Source organism: Arthrobacter sp. zg-Y179, from assembly GCF_020907345.1.
In the GTDB taxonomy this organism is placed as follows: domain Bacteria; phylum Actinomycetota; class Actinomycetes; order Actinomycetales; family Micrococcaceae; genus Arthrobacter_B; species Arthrobacter_B jinronghuae.
The window spans coordinates 332,107-349,064 of record NZ_JAJJOB010000008.1 but is presented as its reverse complement, the minus strand read 5'-3'; the positions used below and the strand labels follow the sequence as shown (position 1 = coordinate 349,064).

General features: G+C 68.1%; 20 protein-coding genes. 4 read left to right on the top strand and 16 right to left on the bottom strand.

What is annotated here, in order from left to right:
• Positions 1-3 precede the first annotated feature (3 nt).
• From LOC56_RS10360 to LOC56_RS10350, 3 genes are all read right to left on the bottom strand, one after another.
• On the bottom strand, positions 4-867 hold the full coding sequence (locus LOC56_RS10360) for a carbohydrate ABC transporter permease (protein ID WP_229952173.1): 864 nt from the start codon (positions 865-867) through the stop codon (positions 4-6).
• A gap of 3 nt (positions 868-870) precedes the next feature.
• On the bottom strand, positions 871-1,740 hold the full coding sequence (locus tag LOC56_RS10355) for a carbohydrate ABC transporter permease (RefSeq protein WP_229952266.1): 870 nt from the start codon (positions 1,738-1,740) through the stop codon (positions 871-873).
• 103 nt (positions 1,741-1,843) lie between these two features.
• The gene (locus tag LOC56_RS10350; RefSeq protein ID WP_229952172.1) at positions 1,844-3,169 is read right to left on the bottom strand and encodes an extracellular solute-binding protein; all 1,326 of its coding nucleotides are present in this window, start codon (positions 3,167-3,169) and stop codon (positions 1,844-1,846) included.
• Between the two features lie 326 nt (positions 3,170-3,495).
• On the opposite strand from LOC56_RS10350, the gene LOC56_RS10345 reads away from it, so the two are divergent.
• From LOC56_RS10345 to LOC56_RS10330, 4 genes are all read left to right on the top strand, one after another.
• Positions 3,496-3,987 carry a YybH family protein gene (locus tag LOC56_RS10345; protein WP_229952171.1) on the top strand — a complete coding sequence of 164 codons (492 nt, stop codon included), beginning with the start codon at positions 3,496-3,498 and terminating at the stop codon, positions 3,985-3,987.
• Between the two features lie 10 nt (positions 3,988-3,997).
• Entirely contained in the window at positions 3,998-5,407 is a 1,410-nt protein-coding gene (locus tag LOC56_RS10340) for a purine-cytosine permease family protein (protein WP_229952170.1), read from the top strand.
• Between the two features lie 4 nt (positions 5,408-5,411).
• Complete coding sequence (locus LOC56_RS10335) at positions 5,412-6,080, top strand: cyclase family protein (RefSeq protein WP_229952169.1); 669 nt, start codon at positions 5,412-5,414, stop codon at positions 6,078-6,080.
• Between the two features lie 130 nt (positions 6,081-6,210).
• Complete coding sequence (locus tag LOC56_RS10330; RefSeq protein WP_229952168.1) at positions 6,211-7,161, top strand: aldo/keto reductase; 951 nt, start codon at positions 6,211-6,213, stop codon at positions 7,159-7,161.
• 34 nt (positions 7,162-7,195) lie between these two features.
• Here the strand turns inward: LOC56_RS10330 and LOC56_RS10325 are convergent, their stop codons facing one another.
• From LOC56_RS10325 to LOC56_RS10265, 13 genes are all read right to left on the bottom strand, one after another.
• Positions 7,196-7,795: a V-type ATP synthase subunit D gene (locus LOC56_RS10325; protein ID WP_229952167.1), complete on the bottom strand. Its 600-nt coding sequence runs from the start codon at positions 7,793-7,795 to the stop codon at positions 7,196-7,198.
• A gap of 13 nt (positions 7,796-7,808) precedes the next feature.
• Complete coding sequence (locus LOC56_RS10320; protein ID WP_229952166.1) at positions 7,809-9,212, bottom strand: V-type ATP synthase subunit B; 1,404 nt, start codon at positions 9,210-9,212, stop codon at positions 7,809-7,811.
• Positions 9,205-10,989, bottom strand: coding sequence for a V-type ATP synthase subunit A (locus tag LOC56_RS10315; RefSeq protein ID WP_229952165.1), 1,785 nt, complete (start codon positions 10,987-10,989; stop codon positions 9,205-9,207). Before LOC56_RS10315 ends, LOC56_RS10320 begins: the two co-directional genes overlap by 8 nt.
• Entirely contained in the window at positions 10,986-11,513 is a 528-nt protein-coding gene (locus LOC56_RS10310; RefSeq protein ID WP_229952164.1) for a V-type ATP synthase subunit E family protein, read from the bottom strand. Before LOC56_RS10310 ends, LOC56_RS10315 begins: the two co-directional genes overlap by 4 nt.
• Positions 11,510-11,743, bottom strand: coding sequence for a hypothetical protein (locus LOC56_RS10305; RefSeq protein ID WP_229952163.1), 234 nt, complete (start codon positions 11,741-11,743; stop codon positions 11,510-11,512). Before LOC56_RS10305 ends, LOC56_RS10310 begins: the two co-directional genes overlap by 4 nt.
• Complete coding sequence (locus LOC56_RS10300; protein ID WP_229952162.1) at positions 11,740-12,195, bottom strand: ATP synthase subunit C; 456 nt, start codon at positions 12,193-12,195, stop codon at positions 11,740-11,742. Before LOC56_RS10300 ends, LOC56_RS10305 begins: the two co-directional genes overlap by 4 nt.
• Entirely contained in the window at positions 12,192-13,496 is a 1,305-nt protein-coding gene (locus LOC56_RS10295) for a V-type ATPase 116kDa subunit family protein (RefSeq protein ID WP_229952161.1), read from the bottom strand. Before LOC56_RS10295 ends, LOC56_RS10300 begins: the two co-directional genes overlap by 4 nt.
• Entirely contained in the window at positions 13,483-14,430 is a 948-nt protein-coding gene (locus tag LOC56_RS10290) for a hypothetical protein (protein ID WP_229952160.1), read from the bottom strand. Before LOC56_RS10290 ends, LOC56_RS10295 begins: the two co-directional genes overlap by 14 nt.
• The gene (locus tag LOC56_RS10285; protein WP_229952159.1) at positions 14,427-14,873 is read right to left on the bottom strand and encodes a hypothetical protein; all 447 of its coding nucleotides are present in this window, start codon (positions 14,871-14,873) and stop codon (positions 14,427-14,429) included. The genes LOC56_RS10290 and LOC56_RS10285 overlap by 4 nt, the downstream gene beginning before the upstream one ends.
• A 44-nt stretch (positions 14,874-14,917) precedes the next feature.
• Positions 14,918-15,238, bottom strand: coding sequence for a ferritin family protein (locus tag LOC56_RS10280; protein WP_229952158.1), 321 nt, complete (start codon positions 15,236-15,238; stop codon positions 14,918-14,920).
• Between the two features lie 152 nt (positions 15,239-15,390).
• Entirely contained in the window at positions 15,391-15,939 is a 549-nt protein-coding gene (locus tag LOC56_RS10275; protein WP_229952157.1) for a flavin reductase family protein, read from the bottom strand.
• Positions 15,940-15,945: 6 nt separating this feature from the next.
• Positions 15,946-16,392 carry a peptide-methionine (R)-S-oxide reductase MsrB gene (msrB, locus tag LOC56_RS10270; protein WP_229952156.1) on the bottom strand — a complete coding sequence of 149 codons (447 nt, stop codon included), beginning with the start codon at positions 16,390-16,392 and terminating at the stop codon, positions 15,946-15,948.
• A gap of 14 nt (positions 16,393-16,406) precedes the next feature.
• Complete coding sequence (locus LOC56_RS10265; protein WP_229952155.1) at positions 16,407-16,898, bottom strand: hypothetical protein; 492 nt, start codon at positions 16,896-16,898, stop codon at positions 16,407-16,409.
• Positions 16,899-16,958: the final 60 nt, after the last annotated feature.

The window sequence follows — 16,958 nt, the reverse complement described above, 5'->3', positions numbered from 1 at the left end:
ACCCTAGCCTTTCATTGCCCCGCTGAGGGCAAATGAGCCGCCCAATGCGCGGGAAACGATGTAGAGAACGATCACGGGAAGCGAATACAGGATGGAGAAGGCAGCCAACTCGCCGTAGGCCACGCCGCCGTACTCGTCGAAGAAGCGGAAGATGCTCACTGCCGCAGGCTGGCTGTCGGGCGAGAAGAGGAGGATGAACGGGACGAAGAAGTTTCCCCACGCCTCCAGGAACACGAAGATGAACACCACTGCCAAACCCGGCCGCATCAGCGGGAGCACCACGTAGAACAGCGCCTTCATGGAGGAAGCCCCGTCAATCCAGGCGGCCTCCTCGAGCGACACAGGCACGGAGTCCATGAAGTTCTTGGTCATCCAGATCGCGATCGGCAGGAAGGTGGCGCCCATAAAGAAGATGGTGCCGGCCAGAGAATCCAGCAGGTTCAGCTGCACGAACAGGCTGTACACCGGCACCATGATCGCGGTGATCGGCAGGCAGGTGCCGAAGAGGATGGTGTACATAAACGGGCGCTTGAAGCGCATCTGGTAGCGGGAAAGCGGGTAGGCAGCGAGCACCGCGGCCGTGACGGTGACCAACGCGGAACCGACGGCGAGGATGAAGCTGTTCAACAGGGGGATGAACGTCTGCTGCGCCGTCATGATGGCGGCGAAGTTCTCCAGGGTGAGGGTTGTCGGTATCGCCAGCTCGTAGGTGGCGTCTGCGTTCACCGAGGCGGCCAGCAGCCAGCTGAGCGGCAGCAGGAAGCAGGCTGCCAGCAGCACCAGAACGATATTGGCGGTGCGGACGCTGCGGGTTTTGCCGGACCCCCGGGCAGGGGCTGCGGGGGCGGCGGTAACGACGGCGGCCATGGACTAGTCCTTCCTTTCCCGCAGCATGCGGATATAGGCAATGGAGAACACCGCTCCGATAAGCAGCATCACAACGGCAATGGCGGTGCCGTAGCCGATGTCTCCGTATTGGAAGGCCTGCTCGTAAGCCATGATCGGCAGCGTGGTGCTGGCATTGAGCGGCCCGCCGCTGGTAACTACGTAGATGAGGGTGAACGTGCCCAGGGTCAGCAGGGTGATCAGCATCAGGTTGGTGGCGATGCTGTTCTTGATCATGGGCAGCGTGATGAACCGCAGCCGCTGCATTCCGCCGGCTCCGTCGATGGTTGCTGATTCGGTGATCTCCGGCGGAACGTCGTTCAATGCGGCCTGGTAGTTCATCATCGAGAAGGCGGTGCCCCGCCAGATGTTCGCCAGTACCAGGGCGAGCATGGGGTATTCGTAGAGCCAGTCCACAACGGGCAGCCCTGCCAGCGCGGTGAGCTGGTTCAGCATTCCGTCCCGGAAGAAGAACGCGTAGGCAATAAATGCGGCGACAATTTCGGGCAGCACCCACGCGGCCACCACGCAGGTGCCCACGACGCCGGCCACTACCCGGTTGGCGCGCTGCATAACCAGGGCCAGCGCCAGCCCCAGGCAGTTCTGGCCGATGACGGCGGATCCGAGGACGAACAGGAACGTCAGCCACAGGGAGCGCGGAAACTGCGGATCGGTGAGCAGGGTGGCGTAGTTGTCCAGCCCGATCCATTCCGGGTTCCGGGCACTGGCGCCGGTGAGGCCTGCATCGGTGAAGGAACCGTAGAAGGCCCACAGGATGGGTCCCCCGAGGAACACCAGCAGCAGCGCGACGGCGGGCAGCAGCGGCAGGAGGCGGACGGTCTGCCGCAGCCGCACGGTCGACGGCGGTGTCCGCGGCCGGGGAGCCTGCCGGACCGGCCGGTCCCGGGCCGCGGTTGTGCCGGCGGCCCGGGCGGGGGACGTGCTTGACAGGTCCGGACTACTTTTCAATGACGTTGTCTTCGCCGACGATCCGTTTCAGGGCCTCGTCATAGTCGGCTGCTGCCTCCTCCGGGGTCTTGCCTCCGGCCACTACTTCCTGGGTGGCCGTGAGCACCGCGGTGTCGATTTCGGCGAAGTCGGCTGTTGCCGGGCGGTAGCGGCTCACTTCCAGCACCTCGGTGACCTCCCCGGCGAAGGGGTTCATGCCCTGGTATTCGGACGTTTCAGCGACGTCGTTGCGCACGGCTATCTTCGAGGCGTCCACCGTGTAGGCCAGCGAGTTGTCGAAGTTCATGGCCATCTTCACGAAGTCCACGGCCAGCTCGGGGTTTTCGCTTCCGGCACCCACGGCGAGGGTCCAGCCGCCGGACATGCTCACGGCGCCGGGCTCCTGTCCGTTCTGGGTGGGGAACGGTGACGTCGCCATCACTTCGCCGTATTCCGGCCATTCGTAATCCGCCCCTTCCTGCCAGAACTGCGGGGCGTAGGAGCCTTCGACGGTGGCGCCCATGCGGTCCTGCGGCAGCATGTCGCCCACAATCTCCTGCCAGATGTTCGGATCCAGCGCCTGGGCCGGAGTGACCGCCAGCCCTTCGTCGTAGATGGTCTTCAGGAAGTCCAATGAATCGATGAACCCCTGGGAGCCGACTACCCACTTCTGTTCGTCCTCGTCGTACAGGGCGCCGTCTTCGGTGCCGTACAGCAGTTCGTAGAAGCTCTGCATGGTGCCTGCATACATGCTGAACGGCACCACGTCGGGGTTGGCTGCCTTGACGGTGCGGGCCATCTCCAGCAGGTCGTCCCAGTTTTCAGGCTGCCACGGCAGCTCGATACCGGCGGCGCCCAGGACATTCTGGTTGTACCAAATGACCCGGGTGTCCGCTTCCAGCGGGACCGCGTAGATGCTGCCGTCGTCGCCCGTTCCGGCTTCCTTCGCGGTTTCGTTGAACGCGTCCCAGTCCTCCCAGTCGGCGAGGTACTCGTCCAGCGCGAGGACGTAGCCGGCGTCGACGTCGGCCCTCAGCTTGAACGAATCCTCCACGAAGACGTCCGGAGCGGTGTCGGGGGAGCGCTGTGAGAGAGCCAGCTTGGTCGCGTAATCGTCGTCGTTGCCCTCAATCGGGCTCAGTTCCACGGTGACGCCCTCATTGGCAGCCTCAAACTGCTCTTTGGTGTCTTCCATCAGGGATTCGAGGACCGGGTCGGCCTTCTTGTACGCAATCAGCAGGGTCTGGGAGTCCTCCCCGCTGGAATCGCCGGAGCAGCCGGTAAGGGCCAGGCCCGTGACTGTCAATGCAATAAAGGTCTTCTTTATGCCGCGCATGGTTCTCCTTTGATCCATGACTTCCCCCAGCCGCTAACGGGCCTGTTGGTGGCGAGGCTAGTACATCGATGGGATTTAGGCCATGCTCCGGCTCGGCGGGTGCTCCGGCCCAGCAGACGGTCCGCCAGACACGCGGTCGCTGCACCCACCAGGCAGTGGCCCCGTTCGCCGGTTACATCGGGCGGAACCTCCCCGTTTGACACGTGACCCGGCTCACTTCAGACTGGAGCAAGTTTTCTAATACGCACCACTTGTTTCCAAGGTGTGCGTTTCGCAGTAGACTCCATCCGCTCACGCTGTGCGCAGCCCGTTCCGAAAGGCTGGCCATGGATACCCCCACTCCGGCCCGGTCCCTGTCCGAAAACGATGTCCTCGAAGCCGCGGCACGCCTGGTCGGCGCGTTCTCCCGCACGGACACCGAGGAGTACTTCGCGGCGTTCGCTCCGGACGCAACCTTTGTCTTCCACACGGAGCCGGCCAGGCTCGAAAGCCGCGCCGAATACGAGGCGCTCTGGGCGTTCTGGCTGACTGAAGGCTGGTCCGTCTCGGCGTGCGAGAGTACCGATGCACATGTGCAGGTGTACGGTGCCAGCGCCGTATTCAGCCACACCGTGCTGACAACGGCGGGTACGCCGGGGGCAACGGCGACAACCAGGGAGCGGGAAACGATTGTCTTCGTCCGGTCCGGTGGCCGGATCCTGGCTGTCCACGAGCATCTTTCCCCGGTGCCGGACCCCGGCTTCAGCCTTGAGCCGGCGGATGCGGGTGCCGCAGAAGGCGCCGACGCCGCCGGCACGCCCGTCGTCGTTGTTGCCTAAGGGGAATCCGATGTCAGCAACCGCGCAGCCGTCCGCCTGGGCCCGTCTTTCCCACCGCCTCGACAAGGACGCCGAGGGCTACGGTCCGCTCCGCGGCACCCTCGGCGTCGGACGCATCGGCATGATCTGGCTGGCCGCCAACCTGGTGGTCACCACGCTGCTCACCGGCACCCTGTTCGTTCCCGGCGTCAGCTGGCCCATGGCACTGGGCATGATCGTCCTGGGCACCCTGATCGGGGGAGCAGTACTGGTACTGGTGGGCAACATGGGCACCCGCACCGGGCTGCCCACCATGTCCCTGACCAAGGGGTCGTTCGGACTGCGCGGCTCGTTCCTGCCCGTGGCCGCGAACGTGGTCATCCTGATGGGCTGGAGCTGGGTCCAGGCCATGCTTGCCGGGGTCACGGTGAACTTCCTGGTGGAACGCGCCACCGGTTTCTCCAGCCCCGTCCTCTTCTCCGTGCTCTGCCAGCTGCTGGTGGTGGCCCTGGCCATCTTCGGCCACAAGGGCATTGCCCGGGTGGAGCCGTGGCTGGCACTGGTGATCCTGGCCATCATGGCTTACGTCTTCACCGTCGCGTTCCGGGAATTCCCCGTGGCTGACTTCGCTGCCATTCCCCGGGACGCCGACGCCGGGATGTCCGCGATCTCGGTGCTCGACATCGTCATTGCCACGGCCATCTCCTGGACCGTCCTTTCCGCCGAGTTCAACCGGCTGGCAAAGTCCCAGACCGCCGGCGTGGCCGGCTCCGCCGTCGGCTACGTGGTCTCGACGGTTCTGGCCATGGCGCTGGGCGCCACCGCCATCGGCTATGTTGTGCTCGACGGCGGCGAGGCGGTGGGCTTCGACCCGGCCCTGATCGTGGGGATCTTCGGTGCACCGCTGGCCGTGGTGATTTTCCTGTCCGTGATGGCCACCAACACCATGGTGGTGTACGGCATGGTCTCCTCCGTGGTGAACATGGTGCCGTCCCGGCGGATCCGCTTCCTTCCCACGGCCGTCGTGCTGGGTGCCGTGTCCGTCCTCGGTTCCACCTGGCTGGGACTGCTGGACAGTTTCACGTCCTTCCTGACCGTTATCGGCTCGCTGTTCATTCCGGTGTTCGCGGTGATGATCGCGGACTATTACGTAGTGCAGAAACGTTCGTACGGCGCGGACATCCTGCTTGGCAGCGGGGGACGGTACTGGTTCCGGCGCGGCATCAACGCGGCCGCGCTGGTGGCCTGGCTGGTGGGCGCGGGTGCCTCACTGCTGCTGACCTATGTGCTGCCCAGTCCGCTCGGAGCCACCATCCCCACCTTCGCGGTCACCTTTGTCCTCTACCTCGGCTGGTGTGCCGCAACCGGGCAGGTGGTCCCCGGCAAGCCTCGTTCCCTGCACCTGAGCGAACCTGCCCCGGTTCCCGGCGGAACAACCTAACGCCGTGCAGGCAATCGACCTCAGCCATCCGGTCCGGACCGGAATGCAGGTTTTCCCGGGTGACCCCACCGTAGAGCTCCGCAGCGCCGCCACCGTGGCGGTGGACGGCTTCGCCGTCGCTGAGCTGCACCTGGGCAGCCATACCGGAACGCATCTGGACGCGCCGCTGCATACCGTGCAGGACGGCGTTGCCGTGGACGCGATGCCGCTTCAGACCCTGATGGGACCGGCGCGGATTGTTTCCGTGCCCGAGCCCGCCGCCAATGCCGTCCTCCGCTGGCAAGACGTGAGCGGGCAGCTGGAGAAACTGCTGCCCGGAACCATCGTGCTGTTTTCCACGGGCTGGTCCCGGCACTTCAACACGAGCACTTACCTGGAGCACCCGACCTTCGACGCCGAGATCGCCGAGCGTCTTGTGGCGGCCGGGGTGCGGCTGGTCGGCGTCGATACCCTCAACCCCGATCCAACTCCCGGCCCGGCGGAATCCGGGCACGCCGAGGGCGGAACGTTCCTGCCGTTCCACGATGTGTTCCTGGGCTCAGGAGGCGGGATCGTCGAGAACCTGACAAACCTGGGCGCCGTGCCGTGGCCGGATCCGTGGTTCTCCGCGCTGCCCCTGCGGCTGGCGGGACTGGACGGGTCGCCCGTGCGCGCCGTGGCGTTTAGATCCTGACCCGCCTGCGGTTCCGGTGGTCCAGCACCCGGCCGAGCAGCCGGTCCGCCGGGCAGTAAGCACCCTGCCCGGCACCAACCCGATAGGCTGAGGCCCCGGCCCCCCGACCAAAGCCCATCTGGAGGAACCAATGAAGACTGTGCCCTTCGGCAGTACCGACCTTTTGGTGCCCAACGTCGTTGCGGGAATGATGCGCATCGCCGGCGACACCGATGAGCAGATCCGTGCCCTGTATACGGCGTCCCGCGAGGCGGGGATTGACTTCTTCGACCACGCCGACCTGTACGGGTTCAACCACCCAGGCGGTGGCTACCACCTGTGCGAGCGCCGTTTCGCCGAGGCGCTGCAGCTGTCCTCCTCAGAGCGCGGGCAGATCAACCTGCAGACCAAGACGGGCATCGTCGACGACCCATGGGGCTACGACCAGTCGTACGAACACATCGTCTCCTCGGCAGAGGAATCGCTGAAGGCGCTGCGCACCGACTACCTCGATGTTCTGCTGCTGCACCGGCCTGACGCCCTGGTCGAACCCGAGGAAGTTGCCCGTGCCTTCGACCATCTGGAGTCCAGCGGGAAGGTCCGCTCCTTCGGAGTCTCCAACCACACCCCGCGCCAGATCGACCTCCTGAAGACAGCGGTGCGGCAGCCGATCGTGGCTAACCAGGTGCAGCTCTCGATCACGCACTCGACGATTATCGCCCAGGGCCTGTCATCGAACATGACCAGCCATGACGACTCGATCACCCGCGACGGCGGCGGCCTGGTCGACTATGCGCGCATCAACAAGATCACGCTCCAGGCCTGGTCGCCGTTCCAGAGAGGCTTCCAGGGCGGCGTCTTCTTCGGCTCGCCCGACTACCCGGAGTTGAACGCCAAACTCGACAGGCTCGCGGTGAAGTACGGGGTGACGCCTACCGCGATCGCCGTCGCCTGGATCGCCCGGCATCCGGCCGGGATGCAGGTGGTCCTCGGGACGACCACGCCGCAGCGCGTCACCGATGCCGCACAGGGATCGGACATTCCGCTGACCAGGGGCGAGTGGTACGGACTCCTTCAGGCAGCGGGCCACAACGTGCCCTGAGCGGGTCCTTGTCCAGCTGAGGGCCGTCACCGCCTCACATCAGCCCGGCGGCCCAGCGCAGCCGCAGGCTCTCCTCCAGTTCCTGCTCGGCGATCCGGCGTTCAATGGCCGCCAGTTGTTCCTCCAGCCGGGGGATCCACCGGTTCTCCACTGCCCGCTGCCGCGTGCGGGTGGCAGCGAGTTCCTCCGACACCAGCAGCAGCGCCCGCTGCCCGGCCGCCGCAGCCACGGCCGCTTCCAAGGCGGCCCGGTGCGCCGACGTCGCAAAGGCCAGGGCGGAACTGCCGCCGGCCGGCGGAGACGCCGGGACCGTGCAGGATGCGGACTCGGGATACGAGATGCCCATCGCTCCGCCCCACTGCACGACGGCGACTGCGGGGTCCGGCGGCGATGCCTCCAGCAGCCGGTCCGCACCGTCCAGCCCGGTACTGCGCTGCAGCCACACCCCCGCCGTCCGGGCGCTGGTTTCCCAGGCACGGGTCCCCGCATCAGCGCGTTCCTGCAGCCCGTCGATGGCAGCCTGCAGGATGCGCTGCTTCCGGTCCAGCAGCTCGGCTCCGCGCCGGGCCGTGGCCAGCCGCCGCTGCACCTCGGAGCGCTCGGCGCGGCTGCCGCCGGACCGGAACCCGCTCACAACCGGTCTCCGCTCACGGTGCCGCGCCGCCCGCCCCGGGCAGGTACCGGTCCAGGAACTCGGCGGACAGCATGGTCAGTTCCCGCCGCGGCAGCAGGGACAGTGCCTGCCAGGCCAGATCGAGTGTCTGCTCCAGGGTGCGCAGCTCGTCCCGCCCCTGGTTGAGCAGCTCCTTCTCCACCACGGTGCGGAACTCGATGTAGGCCTTGTCGGTTTCGCTCAGCGCGGCGGCTCCCACCAGTTCGGCCAGTTCCGAGGCGGACCGGGCGCGGGCCATGGCGGACAGGATCTGGGCAGCGACGTCGAGGTGGTCCTCGCGGGTGCGTCCACGCCCGGCGCCGCTGCGCATCAGCCGTGACAGCGAAGAGAGCACATCCACCGGGGGATAGATGCCGCGGGCGTCGATGTCGCCGTCGAGCACCACCTGCCCCTCGGTGATGTAGCCGGTCAGGTCCGGCACCGGGTGGGTGATGTCCCCGGCGGGCATGGTCAGCACCGGGACAATGGTCACCGACCCCTCCCGGCCGCGGACCCGTCCGCAGCGTTCGTACAGGGTTGCCAGGTCGCTGTAGAGATAACCCGGGTAGCCGCGGCGGGCGGGGATTTCCCGGCGTGCGGCGGACACTTCGCGCACTGCCTCGGCGTAGCTGGTCATATCCGACATCACCACCAGCACATCGGAACCGTCATCGTAGGCCAGGGACTCCGCGATGGTCAGGGCGATGCGCGGGGTCAGGATGCGTTCAATCACCGGATCATCCGCCGCGTTCAGCAGCAGGACCAGTTCACCGGCGGCGGAGCGTTCCTCCAGCCGGTCGCGGACATAGGCAATATCGGCATGCGTCATCCCCATGGCGGCGAACACCACCCGGAAGGCCCGCCCGGAGGACGCGGTCGCCTGCGCGGCGATCTGCGTGGCCAGGGTGAGGTGCGGCAGCCCGGGGATGGAGAAGATGGGCAGCTTCTGTCCGCGGACCAGGGTGGTGAGGGCATCCACCACGGAGATGCCGGTGATCACCGGGTCCTGCGGCGGCTCCCGGAAGACGGGGTTCAGCGGCCAGCCGCCCACCGGGGAGGTGTCGTCCGCGGTGACCGGGGGGCCGCCGTCGAGCGGCTCCCCCCGCCCGTTGCATACCCGGCCGAGCCAGCCGGTGCCCACCGGGACCGCCAGCGGCCGGCCCTGGAACCGGACCTCCACCCCGCCCAGTGCCATGCCCTCGGTGCCTTCGAGTACCTGCAGGGTGGTTTCGTCGCCGTCAATCTCCAGCACCAGCCCGTGCCGCTGGGGGCCGCCGTCGACGTCGACGGTCGCGAACTCGTCCCAGCCCACGCCCTCCGTGTCGCCGAGAACCAGCAGCGGTCCGCGCAGTTCACGCACATCGCTGTGGCCCACCCGTGCCCGGTTGCCGCTAGCCATGGGCTTCTCCCGTCGATGGCTGGTCCAGTGTCTCGGTAAGCCGCCGCACGAAGGCTCGACCGCGCTCCTGCACGCCGGCGGCGTCCGTGGGCCCGGTGTCCTCGCGCAGGCGCAGGATGGGGGAGAAGTCATAGCGGTCGACGTCGGCCGGCGGCACTCCGCGCGCCACCAGGGTCTGGCAGGTCTCCACCACGTCCAGCACCGCCTGCAGCAGGGCGGCACCCTTTTCCTCGGAGCTGTAGCCGTCATTGGGGCTGAGCGCGTTCTGCAGCAGCACCCCGTCGCGGATCAGCCGCCCGCCGAGGAGGACCATCTGTTCATGTCCGGGGAGGGAGGAAGCACCGATAATTTCCGCCAGGGCAGTCAGCCGGTCAGCTTCCGAGAGGAGCAGGGAAGCCTGCGCCCGGCGCTGCGCCCACTGCGGATCCCCGTGGGCGGAGTACCAGCGGCCCAGCGACTCGGCATCCCGGGAGAAGGAGCCGCGCCAGCTTACGGCTGGGTAGTGCCGGGAGTAGGCGAGGTCCCGGTCCAGCAGCCACAGCGTGCGGACAAAGCGCTGGGTGCCGGTGGTCACCGGTTCACTCATGTCCCCGCCCGGAGGGGAGACCGCTCCGATCACGGTGACCGACGCCGTCGCCCCGCCCAACGTGCGTACCCGCGCGGCACGCTCGTAGAACGCCGCGAGTTCGCTGGCAAGGGAAGCCGGATACCCTTCCTCCGCGGGGAGGTCGCCGTTGCGGTTGGCGAACTCGCGCAGCGCCTCGGCCCAGCGGGAGGTGGAATCGGCAATCACGACGGCGTCGTAACCCATGTCCCGGAAGAATTCGGCCACGGTGACACCGGTGGCAATGGATGCTTCCCGGGCCATCATGGGCATGTTGGAGGTATTGGCAATGATGACGGTCCGGTCAATCAGCTTCCCGCCGGTACGGGGATCGTCCAGCCCGGAGAGGCCGTCCAGCACGTCGGCCATCTCGTTGCCGCGCTCGCCGCAGCCCACATAGACAATCACATCCGCGTCCGACCACTTGGCTATCTGCTGCAGGGTGAGGGTCTTGCCGGTGCCGAAGCCCCCGGGTACCGCGGCTGCCGCACCGCGGGGAACCGGGAAGAGCAGGTCCAGCACCCGCTGCCCGGTCTGCAGCGGAACCACATCGGTGATGCGCTCGCCGAAAGGCCGGGGGCTGTGCACCGGCCAGCGCTGCGCCAGCGGCACCTCCACGCCGCCGATCCTGGCCACGGGATCCAACGGCCGGACCTTTCCTTCGGCCAGCCAGGTCACCTCACCGGAAACCGACGGCGGCGCCAGCACCCGAAACTCGATCGTCCCCACTCCGGGCACGGTGCCCAGGACCTGGCCGGCCCGCACCGTCTCGCCGAGGGCTACCGACGGCGCGAACTCCCACCGGGTTTCCAGCACCGCCGGGTCTTCCGCGGAACTCTGCCGCTCCTGCGTCAGCCACAGGGGTGCCGAGGACAAGGGCCGCAGCAGCCCGTCGAAGACCGTGCCCAGCAGCCCCGGCCCCAGCAGCCCGGCCAGCTGATGGCCGGTCCGTTCGGCACGGTCGCCGGCCTTCAACCCGCCGGTGTATTCATATGCCTGCAGGGTGGCTTCGTCGCCGTTGATGGCGATCGCCTGCGCGGCAATGCCGTCCGGGCCGATATTGACCACCTCGAGCATGGACAACCCCGGCAGTCCGCTGATTTCCACCAGCGGTCCGCTCACCCGGGTGATCCGGCCGTCGCCTGCTGATTCAGCCGGGTCCGGAGTCCTCACGCGTCGTCCCATAACCGCCGCACCTCCCCGGCGTGGTCCTCCAGTGCCTGGTCGGCCAGGGTGGGCAGCGACAGGTCCAGCCGCCGCGAGCCCGCCGTTCCGATCACGCCGCCCTTGTAGCTCTCGGTCACGGAAGCCATGGGTCCGAGGACGCGGTCCGCCTGCGCGGTCAGCCGCCGCAGGATCTGCGGGTAGCGCGGGTCCCTCCGGACTTCATGCACCTGCTCCTGCACCTGCTCGGCCAGCAGCGACCGTAGGTGTTCCTGTTCGGCCAGCACCGTCCGTCGTGCCTCCCGGCGGGCGCGTGCGGAGGAGGCAGCGGCGTCGGCCCTGGCGGCCTCGGCCCCCTCGCGCTGCGCGGTTCGGTGGATGGTGTCCGCCTCCGCCTGGGCCCGCCCGAGCAAATCCGCCGCCTGTTGCCGGGCCTCGGCGTCCAGCCGGGCAGCTTCCGTTTCGGCGTTCCGACGCAGTGCCTGCCGCACCGGGTCCAGGGCTGCCTCCGCGCCCTGCGGCAGCCGGGTCATGAAGGCAGCACCGCGGTGAGGGGCGACGCCGGATCCGCCAGTTCGATGTCCAGCTCCGCGGCGGCGTCGGGCGTGAGCAGGACAACGCACACCGAGTCCGGCAGGCTGGCCCAGACCGCCCGCACGTCCGCAGCCCCCGCGGCCGGGTAAAGCACGGCCCCTGCCAGCCGGTATCCCTCCAGCAGGGCCGGGTTGCCTACCGCCGCCACGGTTCCTTCCCGGCGGCTCATGCCTGGCCAATGAGGATGATGGAAATAATCAGCCCGTAAATCGCGATGCCTTCCGCCAACCCAACCACCACCATGGCGCGGCCAAAGATTTCCGGCCGCTCACTCATCGCCGCCAGGGCAGCCGAGCCGGTGTAGGCCACGGCGATGGCCGCGCCGATGGAGGAACCGGCGACGGCGATGGCGGCGCCGATCAGGGCTGCACCGCTGCTGTCGCTGCCATCGGTCGCCGCAGCGACAGCGGTGGCGGCAGCTCCGCCGTCGCCGGCCGTGGCCGGGACCGCGTTCAGGGCGGAGACCAGCAGGGCCAGTGCTCCGGCCATGAGGACGCCGTTCAACCCGAGCAGCGCGCGGACCCCCGCCCGGCGGCGGCGGCGCATCAGGACCAGAGCACCCCCGGCCAGCAGGACGGTAAGGAATAAGGCCAGTGGAAGGACGGCAAACCAGGGATTCACGGCAGAGGCCTTTCAGCAGGGGCGGGGGCAGCGGAGGCGGGGCCAAGATCGGGGGACCAGGGACGGAACGGGCGTCCCTCTTCGGTGAAGACGCGGGAGAAGAGCTCGTAGTACTCCAGCCGCAGGGCCTGGATGCCGGCGACGAGGCCTTCGAGGGCGAAGGTGAGCACATTGCCCAGCACGAACATCAGGATGGCGGGGATGATCCGCCAGCCCGGTTCCCAGATGGCCGTTGTTGCCTGCCAGACCACCATCATCAGGGCGGCGTGGGTAAGGCCGAAGGCGGCCAGCCGGGTAAAGGACACCAGGTTGGAGGCGAGCTGCACCACTGTGTCCACCAGTTCCACGGTGGCCTGGAGCCCGCCGGTGGGTCCGCCGCCGGATTCCACGAACAAACCGATGAAGATGAACACCAGTGCGATCAGTGCTGCGGTTCCGGCGGCCACCAGGATTACTGGGCTGCCGGCCAGCAGCCCCCAGGCCACCAGCCCGATCGCCGCGAACAGCAGCGCGCCGGCCAACCCCGAGCGGGCATAGAGGGCGTACGCCCAGCCGCCCTCGCGGACCCGGTTGATGGTTCCCAGTGCGTAGGACCCGGCCAGCAGGACGGCGCCCAGCACCAGGGCGGCGACGATCAGCGGGATGGGTTCTTCGAGCGGTTCCAGCCACAGCACCGGCAGCACATGGGTGGGGCCGAAGAACTCCCCGTACAGGAATCCGAAAAACACCGCGGCGGCACCCGCGCCGGTAATGAACAGCCACGTCCTGCGGTAGCGGTCCAGCCAGGGCACGCGAAGGAACCGGACCAGCAGCCCGGCAATCACCAGCAGCGCGCCCTGTCCGGCGTCGCCGAACATCATCCCGAACATCACCACGTACGCCACCGCGGCTATCCGTGCAGGGTCCAGATCCGCGTAGGGAACGGTGGTGTAGGTGTCCACGAGCAGCCGTGACAGGCGGGGCCGGCGTCGTTCCTCGCCGGTCAGCTGGGTGGGCGGCTGCACGCCGTGCGGCCGGCGCAGGGGAACCGCCGACGCGCCGTGCGGTTCCAGGGCTTTCCGGAGGTCCGGCAGCTGCCGGGTGGGGGACCAGCCAACCAGTGCGGCCACGGGACCGTGCACGACGGCGGCGTCCGCGGCGCGGTCCAGCTCGTCGGGTCCGTCACCGGGTTCGTAGGGGAGATCCAGTTCGACGGCGGCGCTGTCCGCCACCTCGGTCAGCACTGATTTCCGGCCTTCGAGCGGCCAGACCAGGGCAATGCGTTCCATCCGAACCGGACTGAGGGTCTCACGCCACGGCATCAAGCACCTCGCTTCGCCCGGTGCCGGCAGCCGCGGCGGCCAGTGCGGCCCGGACCCGCCAGGCATCCGCGGCCAGGACCGCCATGGCGCCGACAACAACGTCCGGGCCGGGCAGACCGGCCCGCAGCAGGCCGAAGCCGTCCGCTTCCACCTGCGCGGCGAGACGGGCCTCAGGCCGCCACAGCTCTCGCGGTTCCTGCACCTCGGCTAGAACCTGTCCGGCGGCGGGACTTAATGCCGCCGTCAGTTCCGGCAGCGACGCAGCTTCGGTCCAGCCGGTGCCGATCAGCGGCCGGAGCAGGGACACCAGCCGGTCCGTGGTGCCGGTTCCGGTCACCAGCAGCAGGCGGGCGGCCAGCAGCACGGCACCGGCAACAGCCCACGGGCGTGTTGCAGGGGCGGCCGAGGCCAGCCGGCGCAGCCAGACGGCGGTGAGCATGTCCGGCAGTGCCGGTGCGGGGCCGGGGTCGCCCCAGGGCGACGCGGCCAGCATCGCCTGAAGGCTTTCGGGGGAGTCGGCTGTACGCAGCCGCGGCCAGGCCGTGGCCAGACCGCCCAGATCGTACTCAGGGGCCGAATCGGAGCCTGGTTCCGGCTCCAACCCGGGATTCCGCCGCAGCGCGGCGGCGAGGGCAACGATGTTGTCCGCCTCGAACCGTGCGGCGGCTGCCCGGACCAGCTGCGTGTCCTGGCCGGCCGGCAGCCAGCCCGCCAGGACACGCAGCTGCCAGAGGACGGTGCGCCTGGTGGCCTGCTGGGCGGATCCAAGTGTCCGGGCGCTGGACAACTGATCGGCGTAGACCGATCCCTCCAAGGCTTCAACGGCGGCCGGCAGGTCCGGCAGCGCGGAGAGTTCCCGGCAGGTGCCGGCGCCTACCCTCCGCTGCGCCATGGACCGTGCCCGCACGCTGGCTGCCACCCAGTCCGCTCTCATCCGCCGGTGTCCGTTCCGCGGCCCAGCAGGTCCTGCACCAGGTCCGCCACAATGGCGGAGGCAAGTTCCGGCACCCGTGATTCACCTTGGCTCCGGAGTCTCCGGGCCTCGTCCCGGGCTTCGTCGAGCAGGTGTTCATTTTCGCGTTCGGCTTCGGCGGAGACCCGCGCCGCGGCGTGTGCCCGCACGGCCGCACTGTCCATCCGGGCCTGCTCCACCAGGGCAGCGGCCTGGCGCCGGGCAGCGGCGACGGTCTGCTGTGCCCGGTCTCCAGCGGATCGGGTCTGCCCGCTGCCCTCTGCGATCGTTGGGTCAAGTGCTTCGAAGACGGGGATGAGCTCGGCGGCTGTGCCTTCGTCGTCAGTGGCCGGGACGCCGGCCGGACCGGCCGGTCCGGGCGCGCCGACGGGTCGGAAACGGTCCAGCAGGCTGTTGCGTGCCATGCGGCACCTCCCTGAGCGGAGGAGTGGTTGCGGGATGCTGCGGGCTAGTCTCCGGTGGCTTCGGCCTCTGAGGCTTCGCCGTGGCGGACTATGTCGCCGTCAGTGAAGAGGATGCCGTAGGCGATTTCCCGCCAGAGGGGAGTGCGGCGAAGCAGGAATTCAAGTTCCATGCTGAAGTGCTTGAACTCCTCACCGAGCGAATCAAGCATGATGGCCCGGGATTCGGCATCGGGTTCCACAGCCATCCGCTGCACATACCAGCCAATGGCTTCGGCTTCTTCCGCCAGGCTGGCGCACATACGCGCAAAGGTCCGCGTTTCTGCGGGAAGTTCGGAAGGCGGCTCATGGTACTGGTCTGTGGCCATTTGCATCTCCTGAGGACACTCCTGAGGACCGGTGGCTCCGCAGCGTCCAGCCGGCTGCGAAACGTTCCCCCGTTCATCGACGTTACGTGGGGCGCGGTGGGGAAACAATGGTTTCGCCCGGGTCAGGCGGCCGGGGCGGAAGGAACGAAAGGTCAGCGGGCCAGACGGGCGTAGGCGGAGGCAAAATGCAGCAGCGGGTCCGCCTCGTCGTCGGCGCCGGCGCGGCGGCCCATGGCCACCACCTCGCCCACGATCAGCTGGTGGGTGGCCGCCGTCGTCACCTGCGTGGTGCGGACCTCGAACCAGGCGATGGAATCCTCGATGACGGCGGCACCGGTTTCCGGTGCCCGGCCGTAGTTCACCTGGTTCAGCAGCCCTTCGAGGGGCGAGCCGGGACTGGCAAGCCAGTTGGCCGTGCCGAGCAGCCGCGCCGGCAGCAGGCTCAGGGCCCAGCTGCCGGCGTCGATCACTGCTTCGGCAATGCGTGCCTCGGCGTACAGGCTCACCAGGAGGGTGGGTGGATCGTAGGAGACGGAGAGGAACCCGCTGACGGTCGCGGCGTAATCCCGTCCGCGCAGGCGGGTGGACACCACGCCGACGCCGGACGCGATGTCCGCGCTCAGCTCCCGGTAGAGGTCAATGACCTCATCCGGAATGTCCGGCCCGTCAACTGTTTCCCCGGGAAAAACTCCGTGCTCCATGGGTTCCTACTCCGCTGGGTTGGCGGAGGGGTCCTGCGGGACCAGCTTCACGGAGATGGAGTTGATGCAGAACCGCTGATCGGTGGGGGTGTCGAAACCTTCGCCTTCGAACAGGTGCCCCATGTGCGAATCGCAGTTGGCGCAGCGGACTTCAACCCGGTCCATGCCCATGCTGCGGTCATGCAGGTAGCGGACCTTGCCCTCCGCCAGCGGGGCGAAGAAGGACGGCCAGCCGCAGTGCGAATCGAACTTCTCACTGCTGGTGAACAGATCGCTGCCGCAGGCACGGCACTGGTACACGCCGGTGGTCTTGGTGTCCCAGTACTCGCCGGTGTACGGCCGTTCGGTGCCGGCCTTGCGCAGCACTGCGTACTCCTGCGGAGTGAGTTCCTCGCGCCACTGCTCGTCGGTTTTCTGGACCGGGACGGTTCCGGTGTTCTCTTCGGTAGTCATGTCAGCGTCAACGCTTAAGAGTCGCCAATAAATCCCGAGCCGGTGTACAGGTGCAGCACTGGAACGCCGAGCCGGTCCTGCGCCTCGTTGGCCCAGTCCGTACGGAAAGTGTCTTCGACGGCGTGCGGCCGGGTAATCACGACCACCTGGTCCGCGTGCGTGCGCTTGGCGGTTTCGACGACGGCGGCCACCGGATCTTCACCGGTGACCGAGCCGGTGGCCTCCAGACCGGCTGCCTGCAGCTGTTCCAGGGAGTCGGCGAGCGAGGTGACGGCTTCCTTCACCTCGTCGGCCTTGGACGGGCGGCCGCCCGTCAGGTTCCGGAAGGCCTCCGCGAAATCCAGCAGGCTGAGATTGTCCAGCACGTCCACCAGCAGGTTCCGGCCCGGATCGGCGGGCACCAGCACGTCAAAGCGGACGGGGGCATCGCCCACCAGCGACCGCAGGTTTTCTATGTCGCGGCTACCCAGCGATTCTTCCGTCAGCACCACAATTGTCGAAGTCATGCGCCCCAGCCTAGTACGCCTGTCTCTCCCGCCCCACCGGGTGGTAGCGGCCTGCCGTTA